Origin of the sequence: Rhizobium mongolense USDA 1844 (assembly GCF_000419765.1) — a bacterium.
GTDB classification, from domain to species: Bacteria; Pseudomonadota; Alphaproteobacteria; order Rhizobiales; family Rhizobiaceae; genus Rhizobium; species Rhizobium mongolense.
Genome location: NZ_ATTQ01000014.1, coordinates 79,096 through 99,868, shown reverse-complemented (window position 1 = coordinate 99,868; position 20,773 = coordinate 79,096). Strand labels below are relative to the sequence as shown.

General features: G+C 61.6%; 21 protein-coding genes and 1 pseudogene. 12 read left to right on the top strand and 10 right to left on the bottom strand.

Annotated features, from left to right (window positions below):
- Positions 1 to 52: 52 nt before the first annotated feature.
- From A3C3_RS47270 to A3C3_RS0124700, 4 genes and pseudogenes are all read left to right on the top strand, one after another.
- A pseudogene (locus A3C3_RS47270) lies at positions 53 to 1,921 on the top strand (PAS-domain containing protein); the annotation flags it as partial.
- A 51-nt stretch (positions 1,922 to 1,972) separates the two neighbouring features.
- Entirely contained in the window at positions 1,973 to 3,268 is a 1,296-nt protein-coding gene (locus A3C3_RS47265; RefSeq protein WP_312866137.1) for a response regulator, read from the top strand.
- Entirely contained in the window at positions 3,261 to 3,638 is a 378-nt protein-coding gene (locus tag A3C3_RS0124705) for a response regulator (protein ID WP_022717259.1), read from the top strand. Before A3C3_RS47265 ends, A3C3_RS0124705 begins: the two co-directional genes overlap by 8 nt.
- On the top strand, positions 3,635 to 4,681 hold the full coding sequence (locus tag A3C3_RS0124700) for an adenylate/guanylate cyclase domain-containing protein (protein ID WP_022717258.1): 1,047 nt from the start codon (positions 3,635 to 3,637) through the stop codon (positions 4,679 to 4,681). Before A3C3_RS0124705 ends, A3C3_RS0124700 begins: the two co-directional genes overlap by 4 nt.
- A 309-nt stretch (positions 4,682 to 4,990) precedes the next feature.
- Here A3C3_RS0124700 and A3C3_RS0124695 read toward each other — a convergent pair whose 3' ends face one another.
- Complete coding sequence (locus A3C3_RS0124695; RefSeq protein ID WP_022717257.1) at positions 4,991 to 5,620, bottom strand: Vgb family protein; 630 nt, start codon at positions 5,618 to 5,620, stop codon at positions 4,991 to 4,993.
- A gap of 42 nt (positions 5,621 to 5,662) precedes the next feature.
- Positions 5,663 to 6,883 (bottom strand): hypothetical protein, encoded by a 1,221-nt coding sequence (locus A3C3_RS0124690; RefSeq protein WP_022717256.1) that lies wholly within the window; start codon positions 6,881 to 6,883, stop codon positions 5,663 to 5,665.
- Positions 6,884 to 7,004: 121 nt separating this feature from the next.
- Here A3C3_RS0124690 and A3C3_RS39185 point away from each other — a divergent pair, with 121 nt between their 5' ends.
- The 5 genes from A3C3_RS39185 (at position 7,005) to A3C3_RS0124670 (ending at position 10,244) form a co-directional block, all read left to right on the top strand.
- On the top strand, positions 7,005 to 7,841 hold the full coding sequence (locus A3C3_RS39185; protein ID WP_022717255.1) for a DUF899 domain-containing protein: 837 nt from the start codon (positions 7,005 to 7,007) through the stop codon (positions 7,839 to 7,841).
- Positions 7,822 to 8,196, top strand: a complete 375-nt coding sequence (locus A3C3_RS39180) for a hypothetical protein (RefSeq protein ID WP_022717254.1) — start codon at positions 7,822 to 7,824, stop codon at positions 8,194 to 8,196. Before A3C3_RS39185 ends, A3C3_RS39180 begins: the two co-directional genes overlap by 20 nt.
- A gap of 72 nt (positions 8,197 to 8,268) precedes the next feature.
- Positions 8,269 to 8,625, top strand: coding sequence for a DUF899 domain-containing protein (locus tag A3C3_RS48635; RefSeq protein ID WP_233450652.1), 357 nt, complete (start codon positions 8,269 to 8,271; stop codon positions 8,623 to 8,625).
- On the top strand, positions 8,553 to 9,002 hold the full coding sequence (locus A3C3_RS0124675; RefSeq protein WP_022717253.1) for an SRPBCC family protein: 450 nt from the start codon (positions 8,553 to 8,555) through the stop codon (positions 9,000 to 9,002). The genes A3C3_RS48635 and A3C3_RS0124675 overlap by 73 nt, the downstream gene beginning before the upstream one ends.
- 183 nt (positions 9,003 to 9,185) lie before the next feature.
- Positions 9,186 to 10,244: an adenylate/guanylate cyclase domain-containing protein gene (locus A3C3_RS0124670; RefSeq protein WP_022717252.1), complete on the top strand. Its 1,059-nt coding sequence runs from the start codon at positions 9,186 to 9,188 to the stop codon at positions 10,242 to 10,244.
- 274 nt (positions 10,245 to 10,518) lie between these two features.
- Here A3C3_RS0124670 and A3C3_RS0124665 read toward each other — a convergent pair whose 3' ends face one another.
- Both A3C3_RS0124665 and A3C3_RS0124660 read right to left on the bottom strand, forming a co-directional pair.
- Positions 10,519 to 11,475 (bottom strand): DUF2950 family protein, encoded by a 957-nt coding sequence (locus A3C3_RS0124665; protein ID WP_033419811.1) that lies wholly within the window; start codon positions 11,473 to 11,475, stop codon positions 10,519 to 10,521.
- Positions 11,476 to 11,496: 21 nt separating this feature from the next.
- Positions 11,497 to 12,882 (bottom strand): DUF3300 domain-containing protein, encoded by a 1,386-nt coding sequence (locus A3C3_RS0124660; protein ID WP_028739961.1) that lies wholly within the window; start codon positions 12,880 to 12,882, stop codon positions 11,497 to 11,499.
- 257 nt (positions 12,883 to 13,139) lie between these two features.
- Here A3C3_RS0124660 and pepT point away from each other — a divergent pair, with 257 nt between their 5' ends.
- Positions 13,140 to 14,372: a peptidase T gene (gene pepT / locus A3C3_RS0124655; protein WP_022717249.1), complete on the top strand. Its 1,233-nt coding sequence runs from the start codon at positions 13,140 to 13,142 to the stop codon at positions 14,370 to 14,372.
- A gap of 24 nt (positions 14,373 to 14,396) precedes the next feature.
- Here pepT and A3C3_RS0124650 read toward each other — a convergent pair whose 3' ends face one another.
- The 6 genes from A3C3_RS0124650 to A3C3_RS0124625 form a co-directional block, all read right to left on the bottom strand.
- On the bottom strand, positions 14,397 to 16,019 hold the full coding sequence (locus tag A3C3_RS0124650) for an ABC-F family ATP-binding cassette domain-containing protein (RefSeq protein WP_022717248.1): 1,623 nt from the start codon (positions 16,017 to 16,019) through the stop codon (positions 14,397 to 14,399).
- 184 nt (positions 16,020 to 16,203) lie between these two features.
- Positions 16,204 to 16,368, bottom strand: a complete 165-nt coding sequence (locus tag A3C3_RS43950; RefSeq protein ID WP_022717247.1) for a DUF1328 domain-containing protein — start codon at positions 16,366 to 16,368, stop codon at positions 16,204 to 16,206.
- 77 nt (positions 16,369 to 16,445) lie between these two features.
- Complete coding sequence (locus A3C3_RS0124640) at positions 16,446 to 16,973, bottom strand: hypothetical protein (RefSeq protein WP_022717246.1); 528 nt, start codon at positions 16,971 to 16,973, stop codon at positions 16,446 to 16,448.
- 78 nt (positions 16,974 to 17,051) lie between these two features.
- A complete protein-coding gene (locus tag A3C3_RS0124635) occupies positions 17,052 to 17,849 on the bottom strand; it encodes an anti-sigma factor family protein (protein WP_022717245.1) in 798 nt (265 codons plus the stop codon).
- Entirely contained in the window at positions 17,846 to 18,451 is a 606-nt protein-coding gene (locus tag A3C3_RS0124630; RefSeq protein ID WP_022717244.1) for an RNA polymerase sigma factor, read from the bottom strand. The genes A3C3_RS0124635 and A3C3_RS0124630 overlap by 4 nt, the downstream gene beginning before the upstream one ends.
- 38 nt (positions 18,452 to 18,489) lie before the next feature.
- Positions 18,490 to 19,035, bottom strand: coding sequence for a tetratricopeptide repeat protein (locus A3C3_RS0124625; RefSeq protein ID WP_022717243.1), 546 nt, complete (start codon positions 19,033 to 19,035; stop codon positions 18,490 to 18,492).
- A 168-nt stretch (positions 19,036 to 19,203) separates the two neighbouring features.
- On the opposite strand from A3C3_RS0124625, the gene A3C3_RS0124615 reads away from it, so the two are divergent.
- Together A3C3_RS0124615 and A3C3_RS0124610 are read left to right on the top strand one after the other, a co-directional pair.
- Entirely contained in the window at positions 19,204 to 20,256 is a 1,053-nt protein-coding gene (locus tag A3C3_RS0124615) for a type III polyketide synthase (RefSeq protein WP_022717241.1), read from the top strand.
- On the top strand, positions 20,253 to 20,756 hold the full coding sequence (locus A3C3_RS0124610) for an isoprenylcysteine carboxyl methyltransferase family protein (RefSeq protein WP_022717240.1): 504 nt from the start codon (positions 20,253 to 20,255) through the stop codon (positions 20,754 to 20,756). Before A3C3_RS0124615 ends, A3C3_RS0124610 begins: the two co-directional genes overlap by 4 nt.
- The last annotated feature ends 17 nt before the right edge of the window (positions 20,757 to 20,773 follow it).

The following is a 20,773-nucleotide window of genomic DNA, read 5'->3' as shown; positions in this document are numbered from 1 at the left end:
AAAGCTGTGCGGGCCATGTTGACCACATCAGCCGGATCGATGGGTCGCCGCGATGTTTGAACGTCTCGGCATACGTGGCCGCTTACTCTTCGCTTTCTTTGGTATCAGCACCTTCGCGGTGCTCGCAACCGCTGCAGCCGTGTATGCCTTTCTGCAAGTGGGCGAGGTCGTCGAGAGGATCACGGAGCGCCGGGTCCCCTCGGCGCTTGCATCGCTCGAGCTCTCCCGTCAAGCTGAGCGGGTCGCCGCCACTACGCCGGCCGTACTTGCTACGACCAGCACGGTTCAGCACAACGAGGTCTCGGCTGCGATCGGAGCAGAGATGTCGCGCCTCGAAGAGTTGCTCGCCGCGCTCAAAGACACCGCGGCAAGCACGGCGGCGGTAGCTGAGATCGAAGCCGCAGTGATTGGCCTGAGGCGCAATCTCAACGCACTCAACGAACTTGTCGCCGCTCGCCTCGGTGTGGTTGCACGCAAAGAGGAACTGCTGGGCCGTTTGTCGGCTACGACAGTCGCAAGCGAGCGTCTCGTGGCCCCCGGCATCCTCGTGATGAACTCCAAGGTCCCCCAGTGGCGTGTAACCGTGGCGGATGCCGCCGTACCACCCGAAGCACGCGTGGCGGCTACGACAGAGCTTGCGCAGGCAATCTCCGCCTACATCCCGCAACAGAAGGCACAGCGGGAGATTTCCGCGATCAACGAAGCGCTGCTCAAAACGGCCGTTGCGCCGACGCCCGGCGACCTAGCGCTGATGTCGTTTCCGCTGCGCCGCTCGGTCGAGTCGCTTGCGGCGGTGACATCGGAGATCGATGAGAAGCTGCAGACACGGTTCCGTCAGCGCGTTGACGAGTTCGAGGGGCTGATCGACGGGCCGAAGAGCATTGCACAAGCGCGTGAGGATGAGCTCGCATTACTCGCAAACGGCGGGAAGCTTTTGGTCGAAAACGCTCAGCTCTCGCGTAATTTGACCGTTGCCGTGGATCGCTTGGTAGCTGCGGCTAACCGTGACATCACCGAGGCTGGTCGTGAAGCTGCGACCGTCCAGCGCTACGGTACCGGTGTTGTTCTTGGCTCAGCCGTTCTGAGCCTCCTGAGTTCAGTTCTGATCGTCTGGTTGTATGTCGACCGCAATCTTCTTGCCCGCTTGTCGGGGCTGAGCCAAAGCATGCTTGCCATCGCCGGCGGCAATCTTCGGGCACCACTGCCTGCCACGGGCCGCGACGAGATCGGCCGCATGGCCAAAGCGCTTCTGTTGTTCCGTGACACTGCGGTCGAGGTCGAGGAAAAAAACCTGCGTGACGTCGCCGAAGCGCGCCAGCGACTCGTCGATGCAATCGAGAGCATCTCCGAGGGCTTCGCCCTTTACGATGCTCAGGACCGGCTTGTTCTATGCAACAGCCGCTATAGGGAAATCCTCTATCCCGGCATAGCCGATGCCGTCGTGCCGGGTGCGCAATTTGAGACGATTGTCCGTAAGGCGGTGGAACAGGGCCTCGTCGAGGATGCGAAAGGCCGGGAGGAGGAATGGCTCGCCGCGCGGCTTGAGGCACACTGCAACCCTAAGCAGACGCTGGTTCAACATCGCAGCCATGACCAGTGGGTTCAGGTAAATGAGCGGCGCATTACCGGCGGCGGCACGGTCGCGGTCTACACCGATATCAGCAAGCTGAAGAGGCATGAAACGGAGCTTGAGATCGCCCGCGACGCGGCCATGGCGGCGACACAGGCCAAGAGCAAGTTCCTTGCCAGCATGAGCCACGAGTTGCGCACACCGCTGAACGCCATCCTGGGCATAACCGAAATGTTGCAGGAAGATGCCAGCGAAGCCGGCCAGGGCGAACTGATCGAACCGCTTCAGCGGGTCTCGCGCGCCGGCAAGCATCTGCTCAAGCTCATTAATGAGGTCCTCGATCTGTCAAAGATCGAGGCCGGCCGACTGGAATTGCATATCGAGGAGTTCGATATCGCAGGAATGGTTCAAGATGCCGCCACAACCGCGCAGCCCCTTGCGCAGAAAAACCGCAACCGGATCATCATCCGCTGTCCGGATGACATTGGCAGCATGCGCGCCGATCAGCTTCGTGTGCGCCAGATCCTCCTCAACCTGTTGAGTAACGCCTGCAAGTTCACGGAGAACGGCCAAGTGACGATTGGGGCGACCTGCGCGAAGGATGATGGAGGCGGTGGCGTAATATTTACCGTCTCCGACACTGGCATCGGTATGACGCCGCAGCAGATGACGAACCTGTTCCAGGAGTTTAGTCAGGCCGACAGCTCCACCACCCGCAAGTACGGCGGCACTGGGCTAGGGCTTGCCATCAGCCAACGCCTGTGCCGCGCGATGGATGGCCAGATCACTGTGGACAGCACTCCCGGCGCCGGTACCAAGTTCACGGTGTGGCTGCCGTCGGCAATCGACGCGGGCCCCGCGCTGCAAGAGCCGGCCTCTGGCACCGGGGTCGCCGCCGATGATCACATTCGCCTCGTCTCGAACGTGGTCCTCGTCGTTGATGACGATAAGGCGGTGCGGGACCAGATGCGCCGGTTTTTTGCCCGCGAAGGTTGCGATGTCGTGACGGCCAGAGACGGTGCCGAGGGCCTTAATCTGGCCCGGCAGGTGAAGCCCGCGCTCATCACCCTTGACGTGCTCATGCCGGGTTGCGACGGCTGGAGCGTCCTGCAGGAACTGAAGGCGGATCCTGAGCTCGCGAGTATCCCCGTGGTGATGCTCACCATGGCCGATAAGAGGAATCGCGGGTACGCGCTCGGTGCCGCCGATTACATGATGAAGCCGATCGACCGCGACGCGCTCCGGAAACTGATCGCCAAATTCTGGTCGGGCGCGCCCAGCCCAGCACTTCGTGTTCTGATCGTTGAAGATGATGAGAACACGCGCCAGCAATGGCGGCGCATATTGAGTGCCGAGGGTTGCGCTGTGGACGAGGCCGAGAATGGCCGGGTCGCGCTGGAACGGCTCATCCGCGCGCCTCCGGACCTGATCATTCTCGACCTCATCATGCCGGAAATGGACGGCTTCGAGTTCCTTGTCGAACTGCGAAAGCAGCCTGCCTTCAAGGCGATGCCGGTCGTGGTTGTGACGGCGGCGACCCTTGGCAAGGAAGACCACCGGCGTCTGAACGGTGGCGTCGAGCGCGTGCTCGCCAAGACCGCCTTCAGCCGCGACGATCTTCTGGAGGAATTGCGCAAGATGGTTGCTCGATACATTGTCAAACGTAACTCACCTGATGAGGATCGACGTGATGGTTAGGATCCTCTATGTCGAGGACAATGAGGACAACATCTACATGCTGTCCGCGCGGCTAAGACGCAAAGGCTACGAGGTAGTCGTCGCCACCGATGGCGATCAGGGCGTGGCGCGTGCACGATCGGACGCCCCGGCGCTAATCCTGATGGACTTAAGCCTTCCCGTCCTCGACGGCTGGGAGGCGACAAGACGTCTCAAGGCATTGGCTGAGACGCGGGGTATTCCCGTGATCGCACTCTCGTCGCACGCGATGGCTGGCGACCGCGAAGCAGCACTGGCAGCCGGGTGCGATGACTTCGATACCAAGCCCGTCGACTTCGCGCGCCTGCTTGGAAAGATCAAGGCCCTGCTCCCAAAGGAGTCGATGCCATGAGTGAGGTTGGACCTGCCCTGCTCGTCGTCGACGATAACGAGGACAATCGCTTTACGCTGACCGAGCGCTTGAAGCGAGAAGGCTACCGGAACGTGGCGTGCGCCAGCAATGGACGAGAGGCGCTCGAAATGCTGGCAACGAGACCGTTCGACCTCGTACTGCTCGACATTACGATGCCGGAAATGGACGGCTACCAGGTGCTCGAGCACCTGAAGGCCGACACAACGCTGCGCAACATTCCGGTCGTCATGATTTCGGCGGTCGATGAGATCGACAGTGTGGCGCGCTGCATCAGCCTCGGCGCCGAGGATTATCTGGCCAAACCGTTCAACGCGGTGCTGCTGCGTGCCCGCGTGGCTGCGTGCCTTGAAAAGAAGAGGCTGCGCGACCAAGAGGCGGTATATACGCAGCAAGTCGAAAGCGAAAAGCGCCGAGCCGACGAGCTTCTGTACGCCATCCTACCCGCCGGCGCGGTGCGCGAGCTCAAAGCGACCAATGAGGTCCGGCCCCGTCGATACAATGAAGTCGCGGTGCTATTCTGTGATATCGTTGGCTTCACAGCCTATTGCGATGAGAATCCACCGGAGAAAGTGGTGGAGGATCTTCAGGCGCTGATCGGCGAATACGAACGAATCGTCCGTCAGCATGGGATGGAGAAGATCAAGACAATCGGCGACGCCTTTATGGCTACGGCCGGCCTGTTTGATCGCATGCCAGATCCAGTTTTTGCCAGCTTGCAATGCGGACTCGACATGGTGACGGCATCACGCCGCATCGAGCCCAAATGGGAGGTGCGAGTCGGCGTTCAATTCGGTCCAGTTGTGGCAGGAATCATCGGGAAGCGGCAATACGTGTTCGACCTGTGGGGCGACACAGTAAATATGGCCTCACGGATCGCAGCCCATGCTAGCCCTGGGACTGTAGCAACCAGCGGGGCCACGTGGCATCGCATTCGCGAGCGGGGTCGGGGGCGCTCACTGGGCTTCGTAGAAATCAAGGGCAAGGGTCGGATTGAACTGATCGAATGCCAGGAACTTCGTTGAGGGGACCGGAACAACCCTAGCCATCGCATCCCCATGCAGCCCAGTCCTGCCAGGCTGAGATGTTCCTGAGCAACGGCAAGAGCCTGCAGCTTTTGCGGCAGATGCAAAAATTGTTGCCGTTTTGGGTAGCTAAGCCTTTGAAATTATGTCAGAATCCAGATTCCCCACCAATTCTCGCTACATCATCTTAAATCCTTGTTTTTCTGGGTGTTTCGGGGCGCGTTTTGACGCGATACGCTTGTCGTCCGTGAGGCCGCTTCGACCACTCGTCGGGTTAGTCAGCATGTGTCCCCGGCACCGCGGCATATCTCACCTCGGCCGACGAACGGCCCGCACTTTGCCGCTGTTCCCGCCGCCGCAGAAGAGCTGATCGCCGCCATCGGATTCGAGCCCGGAGACACTCACACCGGCCGGCATGGCGAGCACTTCCAGGACCTCCCCCGTTTCAGGATCGATTTGCCTGACCTCGCTCTCGTCACCTTCCCAGGTGGCGTGCCAGAGTTCGCCGTCGACCCAGGTGACCCCCGTGACGAAGCGGCTGGACTCGATGGTGCGGAGAACCGCTCCTGTCTCGGGATCAATCTGATGGATCTTGCGGTCCCGGTATTGCCCCACCCAGAGCGTGCCCTCGGCCCAGGCAAGGCCAGAGTCACCGCCGCCGGGCGCCGGGATCGTCGAAAGCACGCGGCCGGTCTTCGGGTCGATCTTCTGGATGCGGTCCTCGGCAATCTGAAACAGGTGCTCGCCGTCGAAGGCGGTCCCTGCGTGCGCGGCTACATCAATGGAGCGCACCGTCTCTCCGCTCGCGGGGTCGAGGGCGTTCAGTTTGTCTCCGGACGCAAACCAGACGTGCCGGCCGTCGAAGGTGACGCCGTGCACCTGCTCGGCACCCGGAAAAGGACCATATTCACGGAGAATTTCGGCTGCGGATCTTTTCATGATTCACCCTGTCGTCTCAGGTTTTCAACTCAGGCCCTGATCTTAATCACCCGGCAGCGGACCGGGGAGTAACAAGATCGTCGGGAATCCCGGCACGGGTGGGGTCATCCAGCGACGCGCCCGCCCGCGACCATAAGACTGCACCTTGCCTCCTGCGGCAAGCTGCTCGAGCGCCCGCTGTACCGTGCGCGGGCTGGCTCCGAGCGCAATCGCAAGCGCTGAGCTCGACCATGACTCGCCGTCGGCGAGAAAGGCGAGCACCGCCGGATGCTGCTCTTCGACGGGCGGCGCCAGCACAGCGATCTCGCAAGCCCGGCGCGGCGCCAACACAAAGCCTCGCTTCGTCGCCTTCACATCTGCAAGCGTTCGGATCTCCGCGCGCAGCCGCCCGATCTCGACCCGCAGTCGCACGCGATGGGATTCGTCGGCATGTTTTCCCCGGAATGCGCGTGCGATGAGCGCGCCCCTCGGCACGTCTCCAGGCCAGGCTTCGCCCAGCGCACGGGCAAGCGCGAACAATACCGGGCGCGTCGCGAGCGGGACGGCCAGCCGGTCGTCCCGCACGATATTCCGGCACGCGTCCACAACAAGCGCACCGGAGGCCGGGAGCGCTTCGATCTCCTCGAGCAGGAGCGGGCGTTCCTCACCACGCGCAATGAGGCGCGCTGCGGGCGTGATCAGGAGGAGGGATGCTCGTTCTACCTCCGCCGTGAGCGCAGGGATGTCTGCCTCGCTGGCGGCGTGCCTGGCCCGCGTGAGAGCCTCGCCCGCCGCTTTCGTCTGGAGACGCCGAATGGCGATCCCTGCAACAACCAACTCATGGGCGGCCCTCGACGCGGGCGGGAGCGGTGCTTGGTCGAGCGTAGCCAGCATACGCTCGGCCTCGTCGAGGCGGCCGATCAGGAGCAGGCGCCGGACCTCCACATTCCGTGCATGCGCGGCATTGATGCGGTCGCCGTGGGCTTCGAGGGTCGCCCGCGCTGCGTCGAGCGCCTTCGCAGGCCAGGTGAGATCGCGCGAGACGAGTGCGATCTCGGCCTCGGCGACGACACACCTTGCGCGAGCCACCGCCTCTTTGCGGCCGAACGCACGCGCCGCACTCTTGAGGAGAGCCGTGGCCCGGACGAGATCGCCGAGCTGCGCCATCGCAATACCCCTAAGCGCAAGTGCTGGTGCGTCGTCGCGCAGGGCGACCCGCTTCAATGCGCCGAGGGGATCGCCTGCGGCGAGGGCGCGTGCTGCGGCAGTGATCAGCGAGTCCATCGGAATCCCGTCACACTTGTAACTCCCACCATTCGATATCCGGCCCTAGTCTATTCACGACCAGCAAGCAACACGCCGCACCGAAAATGAGACGGCGACAGACAGCCATTGGAGAAGAACGATGACGGCACACATAACCGGAACACGCCAAGAGTGGTTATCGGCACGCCTCGACCTGCTCAAGGATGAGAAGGAGCTGACACGGCGCAGCGACGCATTGGCGTTGCGGCGCCAGGAATTGCCCTGGGTTCGGATCGACAAGGAATACCGGTTCGAGACCGAAGAAGGGAACGCCAAGCTGGTGGATCTTTTCAGGGGCCGCTCGCAGCTTCTCGTCTATCACTTCATGTTCGGCCCCGACTATACCGCCGGCTGCCCGTCCTGCTCTTCGATCGCCGATGGATTCAACGGCATCGTCGTCCATCTCGAGAACCACGATGTCGCCTTCTCGGCGGTCTCGCGCGCACCGCTCGCAAAGCTGCAGGGATTCAAGCGGCGGATGGGCTGGACCTTTCGCTGGGCGTCGTCGAACGGCGGCGATTTCAACCGTGACTTCGGCGTCTGGTTCACTGAAGAGCAGCAGCGCGAGGGCAGCATAGAATACAATTTCGACCGCGAGCCGCCGGCACCTGAGCCGCTTCCCGGAAAAACCGTTCAGGAATGGCAGTTGCGTGGCAGCGAGGAGCCGGTCGCGCAGATCGCAGCCATGACCGGAACCGACGTTGCCACATATACGCGCGACAGGCCGGGCCTCAGTGCCTTCGTGCTCGACGATGGCATCGTCTACCATACCTATTCCAGCTATGCGCGCGGTCTGGACGGCCTGTGGGGTATGTACCAATGGCTCGACCGTGCTCCTATGGGGCGCAACGAGCACGGCGTCTGGTGGCGCCACCACGACAAGTACGACAAGCAATTTCGCCCGGAGGGTCACAACAATGATTGCTGCTCGGCGTGAAGCTTTGGGCTCCTCCGGCGAAAGCGGCAACCTGGCGGCCCTCGGTGCTGCGGGTTGGCTATCCCTTGCGGCGGCGCCGACCTTCGCGGTCATGGCGCTGTTGACAGCGATCTTCGGCGATACGGACATGATCTGCTCTGCCGCGTCTCATGCGTCACCGCTGACCGGAATGGTCCCGATGTACTTGCTGATGAGCGCCTTCCATTTGGCGCCCTGGCTGAAGCTGATCTCCGGCCTGCGAAGCAGAACCCGCCGTCCCGACCCGGCTTTCGCCCCGCAAAGCACCGACGAACAGGGGAATAACCATGCAGAATCAAGTCGTTTCGCACGAGGAGTGGCTGAAGGCGCGCCTTGAGATCAGCCTCTTCTACAGGGACGAGTGAGGTCAGGTGTTCCACACCTATTCCTCTATGAGCGGGGCATCGACATGGTCAATGGCGCCTACCAGTACCTTGACCTCGTGCCGAAAGGCCGTGATGAGCACGGTTTTAACTACCGATGGAATAGCTACGCCGGCACGATCAGTGTTGATGGACGTAAAAGATGCGGGCGCCCGGTGGTGTCACCAGCAACCATCTGGCAGTGCCATCGCAAGCGCTGGCCGGTGCCCTTGTTGCGGGTGTGCGTTTGCCTACATGCTGTCTCACGCCAGCGGGACATCCATTCTGCGCCTCAAACGGTGGCAGGCAATAGCAACCACAGGAGAGACCAATGCAAGAGGCCCTTGTCGTTCGTCGTGAGACGCATATCCCGGCGCCGCCCTCGGCGGTGTTTGCCCTGTTGACAGATCCAGAGAAAATCCTGCGCTGGATGGGTACTGAGGCGGAGATCGAGCCGCAGCCTGGGGGGATCTATCTGGTCAACGTCACCGGCGCCCGCTTCGCCCGCGGCTCCTTTCGCGAGGTGGTGCCGGTGCACCGTCTGGCCTACAGTTTCGGCTGGGACGGCAGCGAAATCGTGCCGCCGGGGTCGAGCCTGGTCGAGATCGACCTGATCGAGCAGCCGGACGGGACGCTGCTGCGCCTGACCCACACTGGCCTGCCCAATGCCGAACAATGCGCCGGCCATGCGGAAGGCTGGGCTCACTACCTCGGCCGGCTGGTCGAGGTGGCAGCCGGACGCGACCCAGGCCCGGATCCGATGCATGGCAGATATGACTGAACTCCGCTCCCGAAACGCCCGCCTTGAGGCGATCGCCAGGCAACGGTCAGCCGTCCGGAGCTACGTCCGGGGGGCCGCCTCTCCTCGATGACGTTCGCGGGATGTCCTCCGACATAGGCCAGGCGGACATCCCCTCGCCACGGCGTGGATGACAGCCTCCGGCCCGCGTGGCATGATCGCGGCATGGATCTGCCCGCCCCCCTCGCCTGGCTGGTCGACGAGGCTGGCGCCTCATCCGACCCGGAATTGTTCCTGGCCGAGCTCGGCGGCCGGTTGCTGGCCGACGGCCTGCCGCTGGCCGGCGCAGCCCTGACGCTTACCCTGCCGCATCCGATCATCGCCCACCGCACCTGGCTATGGCGGGCCGAAACCGGCGTAGTGATCGAGGCGCTCGGCTTTGCCGGCGGTCCGCCCGGTCAGGCCGGACACGGCTGGCTTGTCGGACTTGGCCCCGTACTGGAGGAGACAGTCGGCACGGCTCCGGACAGCCCGGTGCTGGGCTGGGCCGGGTGCCGACCATTCGATCCCGCCGAGACCTACCGGCTGCGACAGGCCTCGCGCTTTGCAACCGCTCCCCTGGCCGCGCTGGCCGCACGGGCGGCGCTGGCAACGCTGCTTGAGGCCTATCTCGGCCGGCGCAGCGCCGCGCAGGTGCAGGCCGGCGCGCTCTGCCGTGGTGCCGGCGAGACCATCCGCGCCGCATTGCTCTGCGCCGATCTGCGCGATTTCACAGCGCTGTCCGAAGCGACAGAGCCCTCCGTCATGATCGCCGCCCTCGACGCCTGGTTCGACCGCGTCACGGGGGCGGTGCATGCTTTCGGGGGCGAAGTGCTGAAGTTCATCGGCGACGGCGTGCTGGCGATCTTCCCGGCCACCGGCGCGCCGGGCGAGGCTTGCGACGCGGCGCTGCGCGCGGTCGCCGCCGCCCGCGCCGGCATGGTTCATCTCGATGCGACGCGGCAGGCGCAGGGCCTGCCATCGCTGCCCTTCGGCATGGCACTGCATTTCGGAGAGATGCTATGGGGCAATATCGGCGCGGCCGACCGGCTGGACTTTACCGCCATCGGCCCCGCGGTCAACCTGGTCAGCCGGCTCGAAGGGCTCTGCAAGCCCCTTGGTCACAGCGTGCTCATCTCGGGCGCTGTCGCCAAGGAGACGGCAACGGCCTTGATCCCCTTGGGCGAACACGCATTGCGCGGCATCGCCGATCCCTGCGCGGTCTTCACCCTGCCGGAGGATTGAGCTCTGCTGTCCGGGCCCCGTAAGGACACGGGGTGCCCCACCACTTCATGAGAGGTCGATACGTCTGCAGGCAATCGGCTTTGGCAGCGGCCGGCATACGCCCACCTGCGCCGGTCATTACCAGGGGCTGCGCTCGGCTACGACTCCGGCTTCGCTCAACGTCCACTTACCAGTGGCGATGTCCGCCAATGAAGGTCCGGATTGAGGTCAAAAGATTCCCTAACAAGCCATTTCTCCTCGCATTTCCCTTTCCAAGAACAGCGGTGAAATCCGCTCAATCCTCGGTCACGGCCCAATTGTCGTTCGGATTGAACCGCTCGATGCCAGAAGCCAGTCTATCCGTGCCTTCTCCGAGATCCGCCTGATAGACGATGCCGTTGCGGTTGACCACGAAGGTGTGGATGCCGGTTTCGCCGTATGTCACCGGCCAAGCGACGAGGCCGAAACCGGCGATCATGTTTCCGTTGATGGTATAGTCATAGGCGCCGCCGGCGATGTTGGCGCCCTGCCGCTTGAGTATCTTAAAGCGATAGCCGTAATAGCCCCTGTCCTCCGTTGCCTTCTGAAGTTCCGACTGATCGACAAAGGAGCCTGCCGGACTCGTGCCGACATCCTGCCTCTCGGGCCAGTACAGGCCGTCCGTCTTGCCTTCGCTGCTGATCAGCCTCTGGGCATATTCCAAAACGCCGTCGTCATCGCGATCCGCCTCGGCATATTCTTCCTGCGCATCAATATAGGCGCGGACCGTCGCGATCGCTTCGAGTTCGTTTTCGCCGATACGGCGATTGGTGACTTCCTCGATCCCGGCATAGGTGTCGAACGCCCATTTGCCTTCATCGTCTTTTGATATGGGAAACGGGAATGGCCAGAGCTCTTCGCCGATCTCAATGATCTTCTGATTGCCATCGCCGGTCAGAACGACGGCTTTTGCCGCACGGTCCCTGACGGTGCCGAAGGTATCCATAACGCCTTCGCTGGTCTTCAGTTTTTGCGCATCGAGGCCGAGTATCCCCGCGAGCTTGTCGAAGTCATTGGCCGACAGGGCATCCTTGAAGGCCGCGACCGCCTTGCCGGGGTCGTCATATTCGGCCGGTTCGGTTGCCGCCACATATTGCTCAAGCGTGGTCGCTCCCTCTTCAGCCGCATTCGCCACGGCCGGCAGCATGGATACGCCCAGGAGGAGCAATCCCAAGCCGGAACGAAAAATCATTCGCCGATACCGCATAGCCATAACGTTCCCCCGTTCACCCGGTCAGCGGCGCCGACCGCCACCGCCACGACGCATGACTGCGCCGCCACCGCCACCACCCCGATGGATTTCCCTGTGCGGCCTGCCGCCGCCACTGATGCCGCCCCCCATGGCCTTGCCGCCGCGGTTGGATTGAATCTTCGCCACTTTCCCGGAGCGCACCTCGCCGAGCGCTGACGGTTTGCGCGGGCGATTGTCGAGCTTCGCGGCCGGCCGTTGCTTGCTGACGGCGTGGGTGATCTTTCCGCTCTCCTTGACATTCCGCGTCGGCCGGCTCGGCGCGGCGTCGGGTCTTCGCGCGGCAATCGCTCCGTCGGGCCGTCTAGCCGCCCCTTCGCGACGAGATGTCACCTTGTTCGCACGAACATCCTTGAGAGCCCCCGAACCCGCTCTCTGACGCAGCTCTGATGCGGCATTGCTTTTCGTGAGCTTCGCCTTGTCGCGGATATTGTTGCGGCCGTCTGCCTCTATCCTGTTTTTGACGTTGGTCCGGTCGAGCTTAGCGAATTGATCCCTGTCGAATTTGATCTTGCTGCGATCGACATTCTTCCAGTCGACATCGTTGAATTTGAGCTTGCCGTTGACGTCGATGTTGTTGAAGCACTTGTTGCAGTCGATATCGATGTCATTGCCGTCAAAGCGGCCGCCCCAGACGCCCCAATTGTCCCAATCGACAACGGCGCCGAAGATCGCGCCGGTGACAACGCCGGCAAAGAAGGTCGCGGTTGGATAATAATAGTTCGGATAGGGCTCCGGATAATAGGCCAGAGGCACCGGCTCGTAGTCCTCGGCGTAGAGCATTGCCGGCTCATAGCGAGGCACATAGATCTTTTCCGGATTGGCCGCCTGAATAATGACGTTGTCGTTCTCCTGGATAACCTTGATCTTGTCGTCGGTTTTGATGATGTTGTCTGCAACTGCCTTATCGCGTAGTAACTGTATGGCGACCAGAACGTCCTTCTGCTGATAGGCGATCGCGCCGCTGAGAGTCTGCGTCCAGTCAAGATCGTCGCTCATCATCCTGACGATCTCCGGGTAGTTCAGAAGTGAGACGACGCTCCCGTCCCAGCTATCCTTCGGTTTGAGCTTCGCGTCCTTCTTGAGGTTATCGAGGTATCGCGCCGCCTCCACTGTCTGCAGCGGATAGAGAGAGGCCGAGCTGATCAGCGCCACCAGTTCATCCGGATAAAGCGCTATGCGGGCGACCAGAACTTCCATCTCGTCCGCGGTCAGCGGTGCAGGCTGTTGCTCGTCCGCGGAATTCGTTGCCGATGGTTGTTGCTGGGCGTAGGCGTGAGGGCAGAAAGCCACAAGGGTGACGGCAGGCAGCCAAATCGCACCGATAAGAAAAAGGTGGCGAGCTAAATGGACGACGTTCGGAACACTCATTTCCACCCCCAGGCGCCACGGCGTCATCCGTCAACTCAAGTTGGATTTCACTCCCATATCTAAACGAGCATGCGGCCCGCATAAGACAATTTATGATTTAGATTTAGGATACTATATAAGACATTTCTTATCAATGCTCACAATACGAAGCCTGCCTCACCCGCTGACACAGGCGCGAGGCAAAAAGGGCCTTCACCGCAACGCGGATGAAGGTTACAGCAGTTTATCGCTGACGATCATGCACTGGACTTGAGCCTATGACCGATACTGTTACCGATCGCTTCCTTCGATATGTCGTTATTGACACGCAATCGGATCCCACGTCGTCGACGCAGCCTTCCACCGACAAGCAGAAGAATCTCGGCCGTATGCTGGTCGAGGAACTGCTGGCAATCGGGCTTTCGGATGCGCATCTCGACGAACACGGCTATGTCTATGCGACCATTCCGTCCAAAGTGGACAAGCCAGTGCCAGTCATCTGCTTCTGTTCGCATATGGATACGGCACCGGACTTCACCGGAACGAATGTCAAGCCGCAAATCGTGCGGAGCTACAGCGGCGGCGACATTAGGCTCTCAGGCGATCCGCAGCAGATCATTCGCGTCGGCGACAATCCAGCGCTCAACGACCAGATCGGCAACGACATCATCACCACCGACGGTACGACGCTGCTCGGGGCCGACGACAAGGCCGGCATTGCCGAGATCATGACGGCAGCGCAAATCCTGGTCGACAATCCGGATATCAAGCACGGGACAATCAAGATCCTCTTCACGCCGGATGAGGAAATCGGCCGTGGCGTCGACAAGGTCGACCTTGAAAAGCTCGGCGCCCGGTTCGCATACACCATGGATGGCGAGACGGCAGGGCATATCGAAGACGAAACCTTCTCCGCCGATGGCGTCGAGATCACTATTCAAGGTGTGGCCATCCATCCCGGCTTCGCCAAGGGAAAGATGGAAAACGCCATCAAGATCGCCGGCGAAATCATCAGCCGGCTGCCGAAGAACCTGGCACCGGAGACGACCGAAGGCAGAGAGGGATTTGTCCACCCGACGGGCGTCACAGGCTCGATGGAAAAAGCAGCCCTCAACCTTATCGTTCGTGACTTCAATGACGATGGCCTCGCAGCCAAGGAAGCCCTGCTGGAGAGGATCATAAAGGAGGTCATGGCGGACTATCCCGGCTCCTCTTACGGCTTCAAAGTCAAGCCGCAGTACCGCAACATGAAGGCCATCCTCGACCGCCATCCGGAAATCATCGACAACGCCGTCGAGGCAATCCGGCGCGCCGGAATGGAGCCGGTGCGCGGCAGCATCCGGGGCGGGACCGATGGTTCCCGGCTTTCGTTCATGAGCCTGCCCTGTCCCAATATCTTCGCAGGCGGCCACGCCTTCCACTCGCCGCTCGAATGGGTCAGCCGACAAGATATGGAGAAAGCGGTCAAGACGATCGTCGAACTGGCGAAAATCTGGGAAGAGCGCGCTTAAGCGCGCGCCCTTATTGCTCTCGACTCAACTGCGCAGGCCAGGCGCCTCATGACCGGTGCGCGCCACATATTCCGTGTAGCCGCCGCTATACTGGTGAATGCCGTCGGGGGTGAGTTCCAGCACCCGATTGGACAAAGCGCCCAGGAAGTGCCGGTCATGCGAAACGAACAGCATCGTGCCCTCGTATTCGGACAACGCCTTGATGAGCATTTCCTTGGTGTCCAGATCCAGGTGGTTTGTCGGCTCGTCCAGCACGAGAAGGTTCGGCGGATCGAAGAGCATCATTGCCATGACGAGCCGCGCCTTCTCGCCACCCGAGAGCACCCGGCATTTCTTCTCGACGTCGTCGCCGGAAAATCCGAAGCAGCCCGCCAGCGCTCGCAACGAGCCTTGCCCCGCTTGCGGGAACTTATCTTCCAGTGACTGGAGTACGGTGCGCTCGCCGTCCAAGAGATCCATGGCGTGCTGCGCGAAATATCCCATCTTCACGCTGGCACCGAGAGCGACGTTGCCTTCATCCGGCTCCGCCGAACCCGCGACCAGCTTCAGAAGCGTGGACTTTCCGGCGCCGTTGATGCCCATGATGCACCAGCGCTCGCGCCGCCGCACCATGAAATCCAGCCCCTCGTAGATGGTCCGGCTGCCGTATTTCTTGTGCACGTTCTTCAGGCTGATGACATCTTCGCCCGAGCGCGGTGCCGGCAGAAACTCGAATGAGACGACCTGGCGGCGCTTGGGCGGTTCCACCCGGTCGATCTTCTCCAGCTTCTTCACGCGGCTCTGTACCTGCGAGGCATGCGAGGCGCGGGCCTTGAAGCGCTCGATAAACTTGATTTCCTTGGCGAGCATCGCCTGCTGGCGCTCGAACTGGGCCTGCTGCTGCTTCTCGTTCTGGGCCCGCTGCTGTTCGTAAAAGGCATAGTCGCCGGAGTAGCTGTTCAAGTTGCCACCATCGATCTCGATAATCTTGGTGACGATGCGATTCATGAACTCGCGGTCGTGCGAGGTCATCAGCAGCGCGCCGTCATAACCTTTCAGGAACTCCTCCAACCAGATAAGGCTTTCCAGATCCAGATGGTTGCTCGGCTCATCAAGCAGCATAACGTCGGGACGCATCAGGAGAATTCGGGCAAGCGCCACACGCATCTTCCAGCCGCCGGACAGTGCGCCCACGTCGCCGTCCATCATTTCCTGGCTGAAGCTCAGACCGGCCAGAACTTCGCGCGCGCGTCCTTCCAGGGCATAGCCGTCCAGCTCCTCGTAGCGCGCCTGGACCTCGCCGTAGCGCTCGATGATCCTGTCCATGTCATCGGCCTGTTCGGGGTCCGACATGGCCGCCTCGAGCTCCCGCAATTCGGCAGCAACGATGCTCACGGGGCCGGCGCCGTCCATCACCTCGGATACGGCGCTGCGGCCCTCCATCTCGCCGACATCCTGATTGAAATAGCCGATGGTGACGCCCTTATCGACGGATACCTGCCCCTCGTCGGGGTGCTCCGCCTGTGTGATCATCCGGAAAAGGGTCGTCTTGCCGGCACCGTTCGGACCGACGAGGCCGACCTTGTCGCCTCTGTTGAGCGCTGCGGTCGCCTCGATGAAGAGGATGCGGTGGCTGTTCTGCTTGCTGATGTTTTCGATACGAATCATATGCGATAAGGACCCAGAAAAGTTTTTCGGTGGCCTTATGCCACGGGGCGGCGAGGCTGTCGCAAGTTTTTCCGCATTAAGATCTGTTTCGGGGTCGCGCCTGATGCCGGATGACATCGCGCGCTATCGACACAAAAAACCCGGCGCCACAACGCCGGGTTTTCAAACATCTCATTTCGTCGCACTATTCGCGGCGCATCAGGCGCATGACGAGCGATACGACGAACAGCACCAGGAATATGAAGAAAAGAACCTGTGCTATGGAAGCCGAAGCGCCTGCAATCCCGCCAAATCCGAGGACGCCGGCGATCAGGGCTACGACGAGAAATACCAAAGCGTAGTACAGCATGGTGAACTCCTCTCTCGATTCTGATCTATCAACGGCTACCCTTGGCAATTGGTTCCAAAACGCCTGGTTTCCGGCCATCAGCCGAACTGGAGGATGCCCTGATGCGTGCGGTCGCCTTCGTCGGGGGCGGGTGGCTCTGCTGCTTCGAGATAGAACTTCACGGGCGCGGTGAGCACGAACCAGATGCAGGCGCCAGCCATGAACGCCGATCCGATGGGATCATCAATGCGCGTCACGAATGGCAGCCCGGCGGAGGCGAAGAGAACGGTCATCCGCAGAGACCATTCCGCCTCACGCTTGCTGATCGCTCGGGCTCGCAGCGACTTGTAACGCCGCGCGTCATAGCCGCCCCTTCCCACCCTTGCGGAGGAAGCCAGCTTCCAGATGGACGGCAGAGCCAGCATCAACAACGCCGCGAGGCTGAGGACAAGAGGCTGGCCGGAGAGATTGTACCGGCTTGCGATTGCCAGGAACGAAAGCGCCGCCAGGTTCCACACCGGTTCCAAACGCTCCGGATGCTGCGCCGTGTAGACATGCCAAACCCGCAGCGTACGCGCCGCGCCGGAAAGCAGCGGCTCGTCGATATAACGATTGATCCAATCCATGCTGAAATGCCGGCCCCTGTCGTATCGAGATGATCGGCAACACCATGCAATCTGGTCATCATGATGGCGGGACGGCATTCATGCCGTCAATTTTGACCTCAGGTTATCGACGATTTCCTGCATCCGGTCTGCCGGGGCATGGCCGATCAACATGAAGGCATAGCTCCGGCTGGACCAGTAGATGACGTTCATGCCCTCGCGGCCTTCGATGTCCGGCGCCTTTTCACCATTGTCCGAGCGGATGATGCAGAGCGCCATCGGGCCGGTCTCGGGATCAAGGTAGGCGATCTGGGCGAGCGGTCTTTCGTCATATTCCAGGAGCAGCACGCGCTTAAAGTCTATCCCCGGCAGAGCAACCATCCTCGGGGAAAGTGCAAGCCCGAGCTTTCGGTCGATCTGTGCAAGCTGAATGCTCTGCACATCGGCAGGCGGAACGGGACCTGCCAGCGTGTCCGGCGTGTAGAGCGAGATATATTGGGCGACGACAGCGCGCCATTCGGCGCCGCCCCCCTCGTCCTTCGAAAGGCTGCGGCCGATGCCGAGATAGGCGCGGTCTGCAATGACACCCACGACCACCGAAGCGGCAAGCGCGCCGAGAAAGCCGCGGCGGCTCGCAAAGCTTGAGCCCCTACTTTCCCGCTGTGTGGGGATTGCGGCAAGCATCGATTCGAGGCTCGCCCGCGGCGCGGCGGCGAGAAGCGGGGTGAAGGCCTCCTTGAATGGCAGGTTGCTGTGGGACAGGAATTCCAGCCTGGCGGCTACGCGTTCGTCGGCATTGACGAGCGCTTCGATGCGCGCAGCATCCTGCGACGGCAGTTCGCCGTCGATCAAGGCCGTCAGTTCTTCGTCAGAAGGCATGTTGATATCGTTGCTCATTGCCGTCCCTCGTCCGAAATGGCTCCGCAAAGCGTCGCACGTGCTGCCGCCAGCCGGCTCATCACGGTTCCGATCGGTATGGCCAATACATCCGCCACCTCGCGATAGGAGAGCCCTTCCACGTAGGCGAGGAAGACGGCACTGCGCTGTGCTTCCGGCAGTGCGTTCACCTGCAGCAGCACCTGATTTGCCATGACATGCGTTTCGGTGTCGCGGGCTCCATCGAAGACCAGTGCTTCCTCCGGATCAGCCAAGCCCCTGCCCTGGCGGACCTTGCGGGAACGGACCTCGTTCAGCCAGATCGAATGCAGGATCGAAAACAGCCAGCGATCGAGCCGTGTCCCCTTTTCGAATTGCCCGCAGCGTTCCAGCGCCCGGACACAGGTCTGCTGCACGAGGTCATCGGCCACATCGCGCTGCCGCGAGAGCACGAGACCATAACGCCAGAGCCTGGCAAGGTTCTCCGTCAGACCTTTCCTGATGTCCGCTTCGCTCGCGATGGCCGCCTCCGCCCCAGTTCGTCTTCCGGGGATCGCCAGCCGAAGCGGCAATCCCGTTTCCAGGCGACTATAGGCAGGAAATGTGGTGCGCGCGACCGGCATTCGATCATCCCTCCTTGCCGCCACGCGCCCGCCTCTTTTCAGATCTTCGATGGATCGAGGATTGCGGCGTTTAGGTCCTGGTATTCCTCGCAACCCGTGCCGCAGATCGCCTTGATCATGTTCAACTGCTCCTTGGCGAGATCGATGCGGCCTTTGACGACGTAGGCTTCGCCGAGATATTCACGAACCTTCGCATATTGCGGATCGAGCTTGACCGACTGAAGGTAATAGGAGATGCCTTCGTCCGTTCGGCCGAGCTTGCGGGTGGCGTAGCCGCGATAATTCAGCACTTCCGCATTGTTCTGATCCTTGACGGTGTCGAGTATCGCCAGCGCTTCTTCATAGCGGCCGGCCTTTGCCAGCGAATAGGCATAGTCGGTGCGGTTCTCATCCGTCACATTGGCGCCCTGCTGCTTCACGCACTGCTTCGATCTCTTGTCATAGATCTGACCCTTTTTGCAGGTGGGCGTGTTCGCGCCGCCACCGCTACCGCCACCGACGGCGAAGACGGGTGTGGAAAGCATGGAGGCGGCGATGCAGCCGCCGAGGACGAGAGAAGCGATACGGACAATCGTGGTCGTCATGGGATATCTCCGGGAAAATGACGTTGCCGCGAAAGAACACGCCTGCCCGGCATTTTATTCGGACGGCGCACGGCATTTTTCCATCACCTTTTCGTGATGAAACCGGTACGAATAAATCGCTGTCAGACGTGTTCTCCGCTTTACCGCCGGGGGCAAAAGGAGAATGCCGTGAACGATACGGTCAAATTTCTGAGCCTCGCCATTGCAGTGCCCGAGCACATCATCACGCAGGCAGAGGCAGCCGAGGCATCGGCCCGCCTCTTTGCCGGCCGCCTCCAGGACTTTCGGCATCTTGCGAGCGTCTTCGACAATGCGGGCATTACCAAGCGGCATGCGGCGCGGCCGCTCTCATGGTTCGACGAGCCGCATGGCTGGCAGGACAGGATGGAGGCCTATGCGGAGGTCGCAAGCAGCCTCTTCATCGAAGCGGCGACCAAGGCACTGCGGCAGGCCGATTTGCAGGCAAGCGACATCGATTGCGTCGTCACCGTCTCCTCCACCGGGTTTACGACGCCGAGCCTCGATGCGCGGCTTGCCGGAAAGATGGGCTTCCGGGCGGATACAGAGCGCGTCCCCGTGTTCGGGCTTGGCTGTGCTGCCGGCGTCTCGGGTTTCGGCATCGCGTCGCGTCTGGCGAAGGGCAAACCGGGCAAGACCGTGCTCTTCGTGACGATCGAACTCTGCACCCTCGCCTTCCGGCTGGACGAGCTGACGCGGCCCAATATCATCGCAACCGCACTCTTCGGCGATGGTGCCGCAGCTTGCGTGCTTCGCAACGGTGGAGACGGCATCGCCGAAGTGGAGTCGAGCGGCGAACATCTGTTTCCCGACACGCTCGACATTATGGGCTGGAAGATCGACGACGCAGGCTTCGGCATCGTGCTTGCGCAGTCGCTGCCCCCCTTCGCGGAGACGGAGCTTGGTCCCGCTGTCGACGCGATCCTTGCCCGCAATGGCCTGTCCCGTCAGGATATCGACCGTTTCATATGCCACCCGGGCGGGACCAAGGTGCTGGCAGCAATGGAAAGTGCGCTTTCGCTCGCGCCCGGTTCGCTGGATCACGAGCGCGCGGTGATTTCCGACTATGGCAACATGTCCTCGCCAACCGTCCTCTTCGTGCTGGAACGCGCAATCCGCGCCGGCCTGCCCGACCGCGCTGCGATGATCGCCATGGGACCGGGATTTTCCGCAAGCTGCGTTACGCTGCGAAGGACGGCATGATGCTTGCGTCCATCGCGCTTTTGACCTTCGTCACGATCCAGCGGCTCGGCGAACTTGCTCTCTCCAGGCGCAACACGGCCGCGCTTCTTGCAAAAGGCGCACGCGAGACCGGGGCGGAACACTACCCCTACATGGTCGCGCTGCATGCCGCCTGGATCGGCGGGTTGTGGCTGCTCGCCATGGACAGGCCGGTGAACCTTGTTTGGTTCGGCATCTTCATGCTGCTGCAAATCCTGCGCCTCTGGGTGCTCGCCACCCTCAAGGAGCGGTGGACGACGCGGATCATCGTTCTACCGGAGGCGCCGCTCGTGCGTAGCGGACCCTATCGCTTCATCCGGCATCCGAATTATGCGATCGTTGCGGGGGAGATCGCGGTCCTGCCGCTTGCCTTCGGCATGCCGCTCTACGGGGCCGCCTTCACGATCTTGAATGCGCTCATGCTCGCCATCCGCATCCGTGCCGAAAATGCCGCACTCAAAACGGCAATGATTTTGAAATAAAGTGCGATTTTTCAATT

What these genes read in the sequence shown, in the direction of transcription:
- A3C3_RS0124670 (WP_022717252.1), top strand. Translation starts at nt 9,186, where the DNA reads ATGGATCTGCCCGCCCCCCTCGCCTGGCTGGTCGACGAGGCTGGCGCC.
- A3C3_RS0124695 (WP_022717257.1), bottom strand. Translation starts at nt 5,620, where the DNA reads ATGAAAAGATCCGCAGCCGAAATTCTCCGTGAATATGGTCCTTTTCCG.
- A3C3_RS39185 (WP_022717255.1), top strand. Translation starts at nt 7,005, where the DNA reads ATGACGGCACACATAACCGGAACACGCCAAGAGTGGTTATCGGCACGC.
- A3C3_RS0124675 (WP_022717253.1), top strand. Translation starts at nt 8,553, where the DNA reads ATGCAAGAGGCCCTTGTCGTTCGTCGTGAGACGCATATCCCGGCGCCG.
- A3C3_RS0124665 (WP_033419811.1), bottom strand. Translation starts at nt 11,475, where the DNA reads ATGGCTATGCGGTATCGGCGAATGATTTTTCGTTCCGGCTTGGGATTG.
- A3C3_RS0124625 (WP_022717243.1), bottom strand. Translation starts at nt 19,035, where the DNA reads ATGACGACCACGATTGTCCGTATCGCTTCTCTCGTCCTCGGCGGCTGC.
- A3C3_RS0124690 (WP_022717256.1), bottom strand. Translation starts at nt 6,883, where the DNA reads ATGGACTCGCTGATCACTGCCGCAGCACGCGCCCTCGCCGCAGGCGAT.
- A3C3_RS0124705 (WP_022717259.1), top strand. Translation starts at nt 3,261, where the DNA reads ATGGTTAGGATCCTCTATGTCGAGGACAATGAGGACAACATCTACATG.
- A3C3_RS0124635 (WP_022717245.1), bottom strand. Translation starts at nt 17,849, where the DNA reads ATGAGCAACGATATCAACATGCCTTCTGACGAAGAACTGACGGCCTTG.
- A3C3_RS48635 (WP_233450652.1), top strand. Translation starts at nt 8,269, where the DNA reads ATGGTCAATGGCGCCTACCAGTACCTTGACCTCGTGCCGAAAGGCCGT.
- A3C3_RS47265 (WP_312866137.1), top strand. Translation starts at nt 1,973, where the DNA reads ATGGTTCAAGATGCCGCCACAACCGCGCAGCCCCTTGCGCAGAAAAAC.
- A3C3_RS43950 (WP_022717247.1), bottom strand. Translation starts at nt 16,368, where the DNA reads ATGCTGTACTACGCTTTGGTATTTCTCGTCGTAGCCCTGATCGCCGGC.
- A3C3_RS0124630 (WP_022717244.1), bottom strand. Translation starts at nt 18,451, where the DNA reads ATGCCGGTCGCGCGCACCACATTTCCTGCCTATAGTCGCCTGGAAACG.
- pepT (WP_022717249.1), top strand. Translation starts at nt 13,140, where the DNA reads ATGACCGATACTGTTACCGATCGCTTCCTTCGATATGTCGTTATTGAC.
- A3C3_RS39180 (WP_022717254.1), top strand. Translation starts at nt 7,822, where the DNA reads ATGATTGCTGCTCGGCGTGAAGCTTTGGGCTCCTCCGGCGAAAGCGGC.
- A3C3_RS0124610 (WP_022717240.1), top strand. Translation starts at nt 20,253, where the DNA reads ATGATGCTTGCGTCCATCGCGCTTTTGACCTTCGTCACGATCCAGCGG.
- A3C3_RS0124700 (WP_022717258.1), top strand. Translation starts at nt 3,635, where the DNA reads ATGAGTGAGGTTGGACCTGCCCTGCTCGTCGTCGACGATAACGAGGAC.
- A3C3_RS0124660 (WP_028739961.1), bottom strand. Translation starts at nt 12,882, where the DNA reads ATGAGTGTTCCGAACGTCGTCCATTTAGCTCGCCACCTTTTTCTTATC.
- A3C3_RS0124640 (WP_022717246.1), bottom strand. Translation starts at nt 16,973, where the DNA reads ATGGATTGGATCAATCGTTATATCGACGAGCCGCTGCTTTCCGGCGCG.
- A3C3_RS0124650 (WP_022717248.1), bottom strand. Translation starts at nt 16,019, where the DNA reads ATGATTCGTATCGAAAACATCAGCAAGCAGAACAGCCACCGCATCCTC.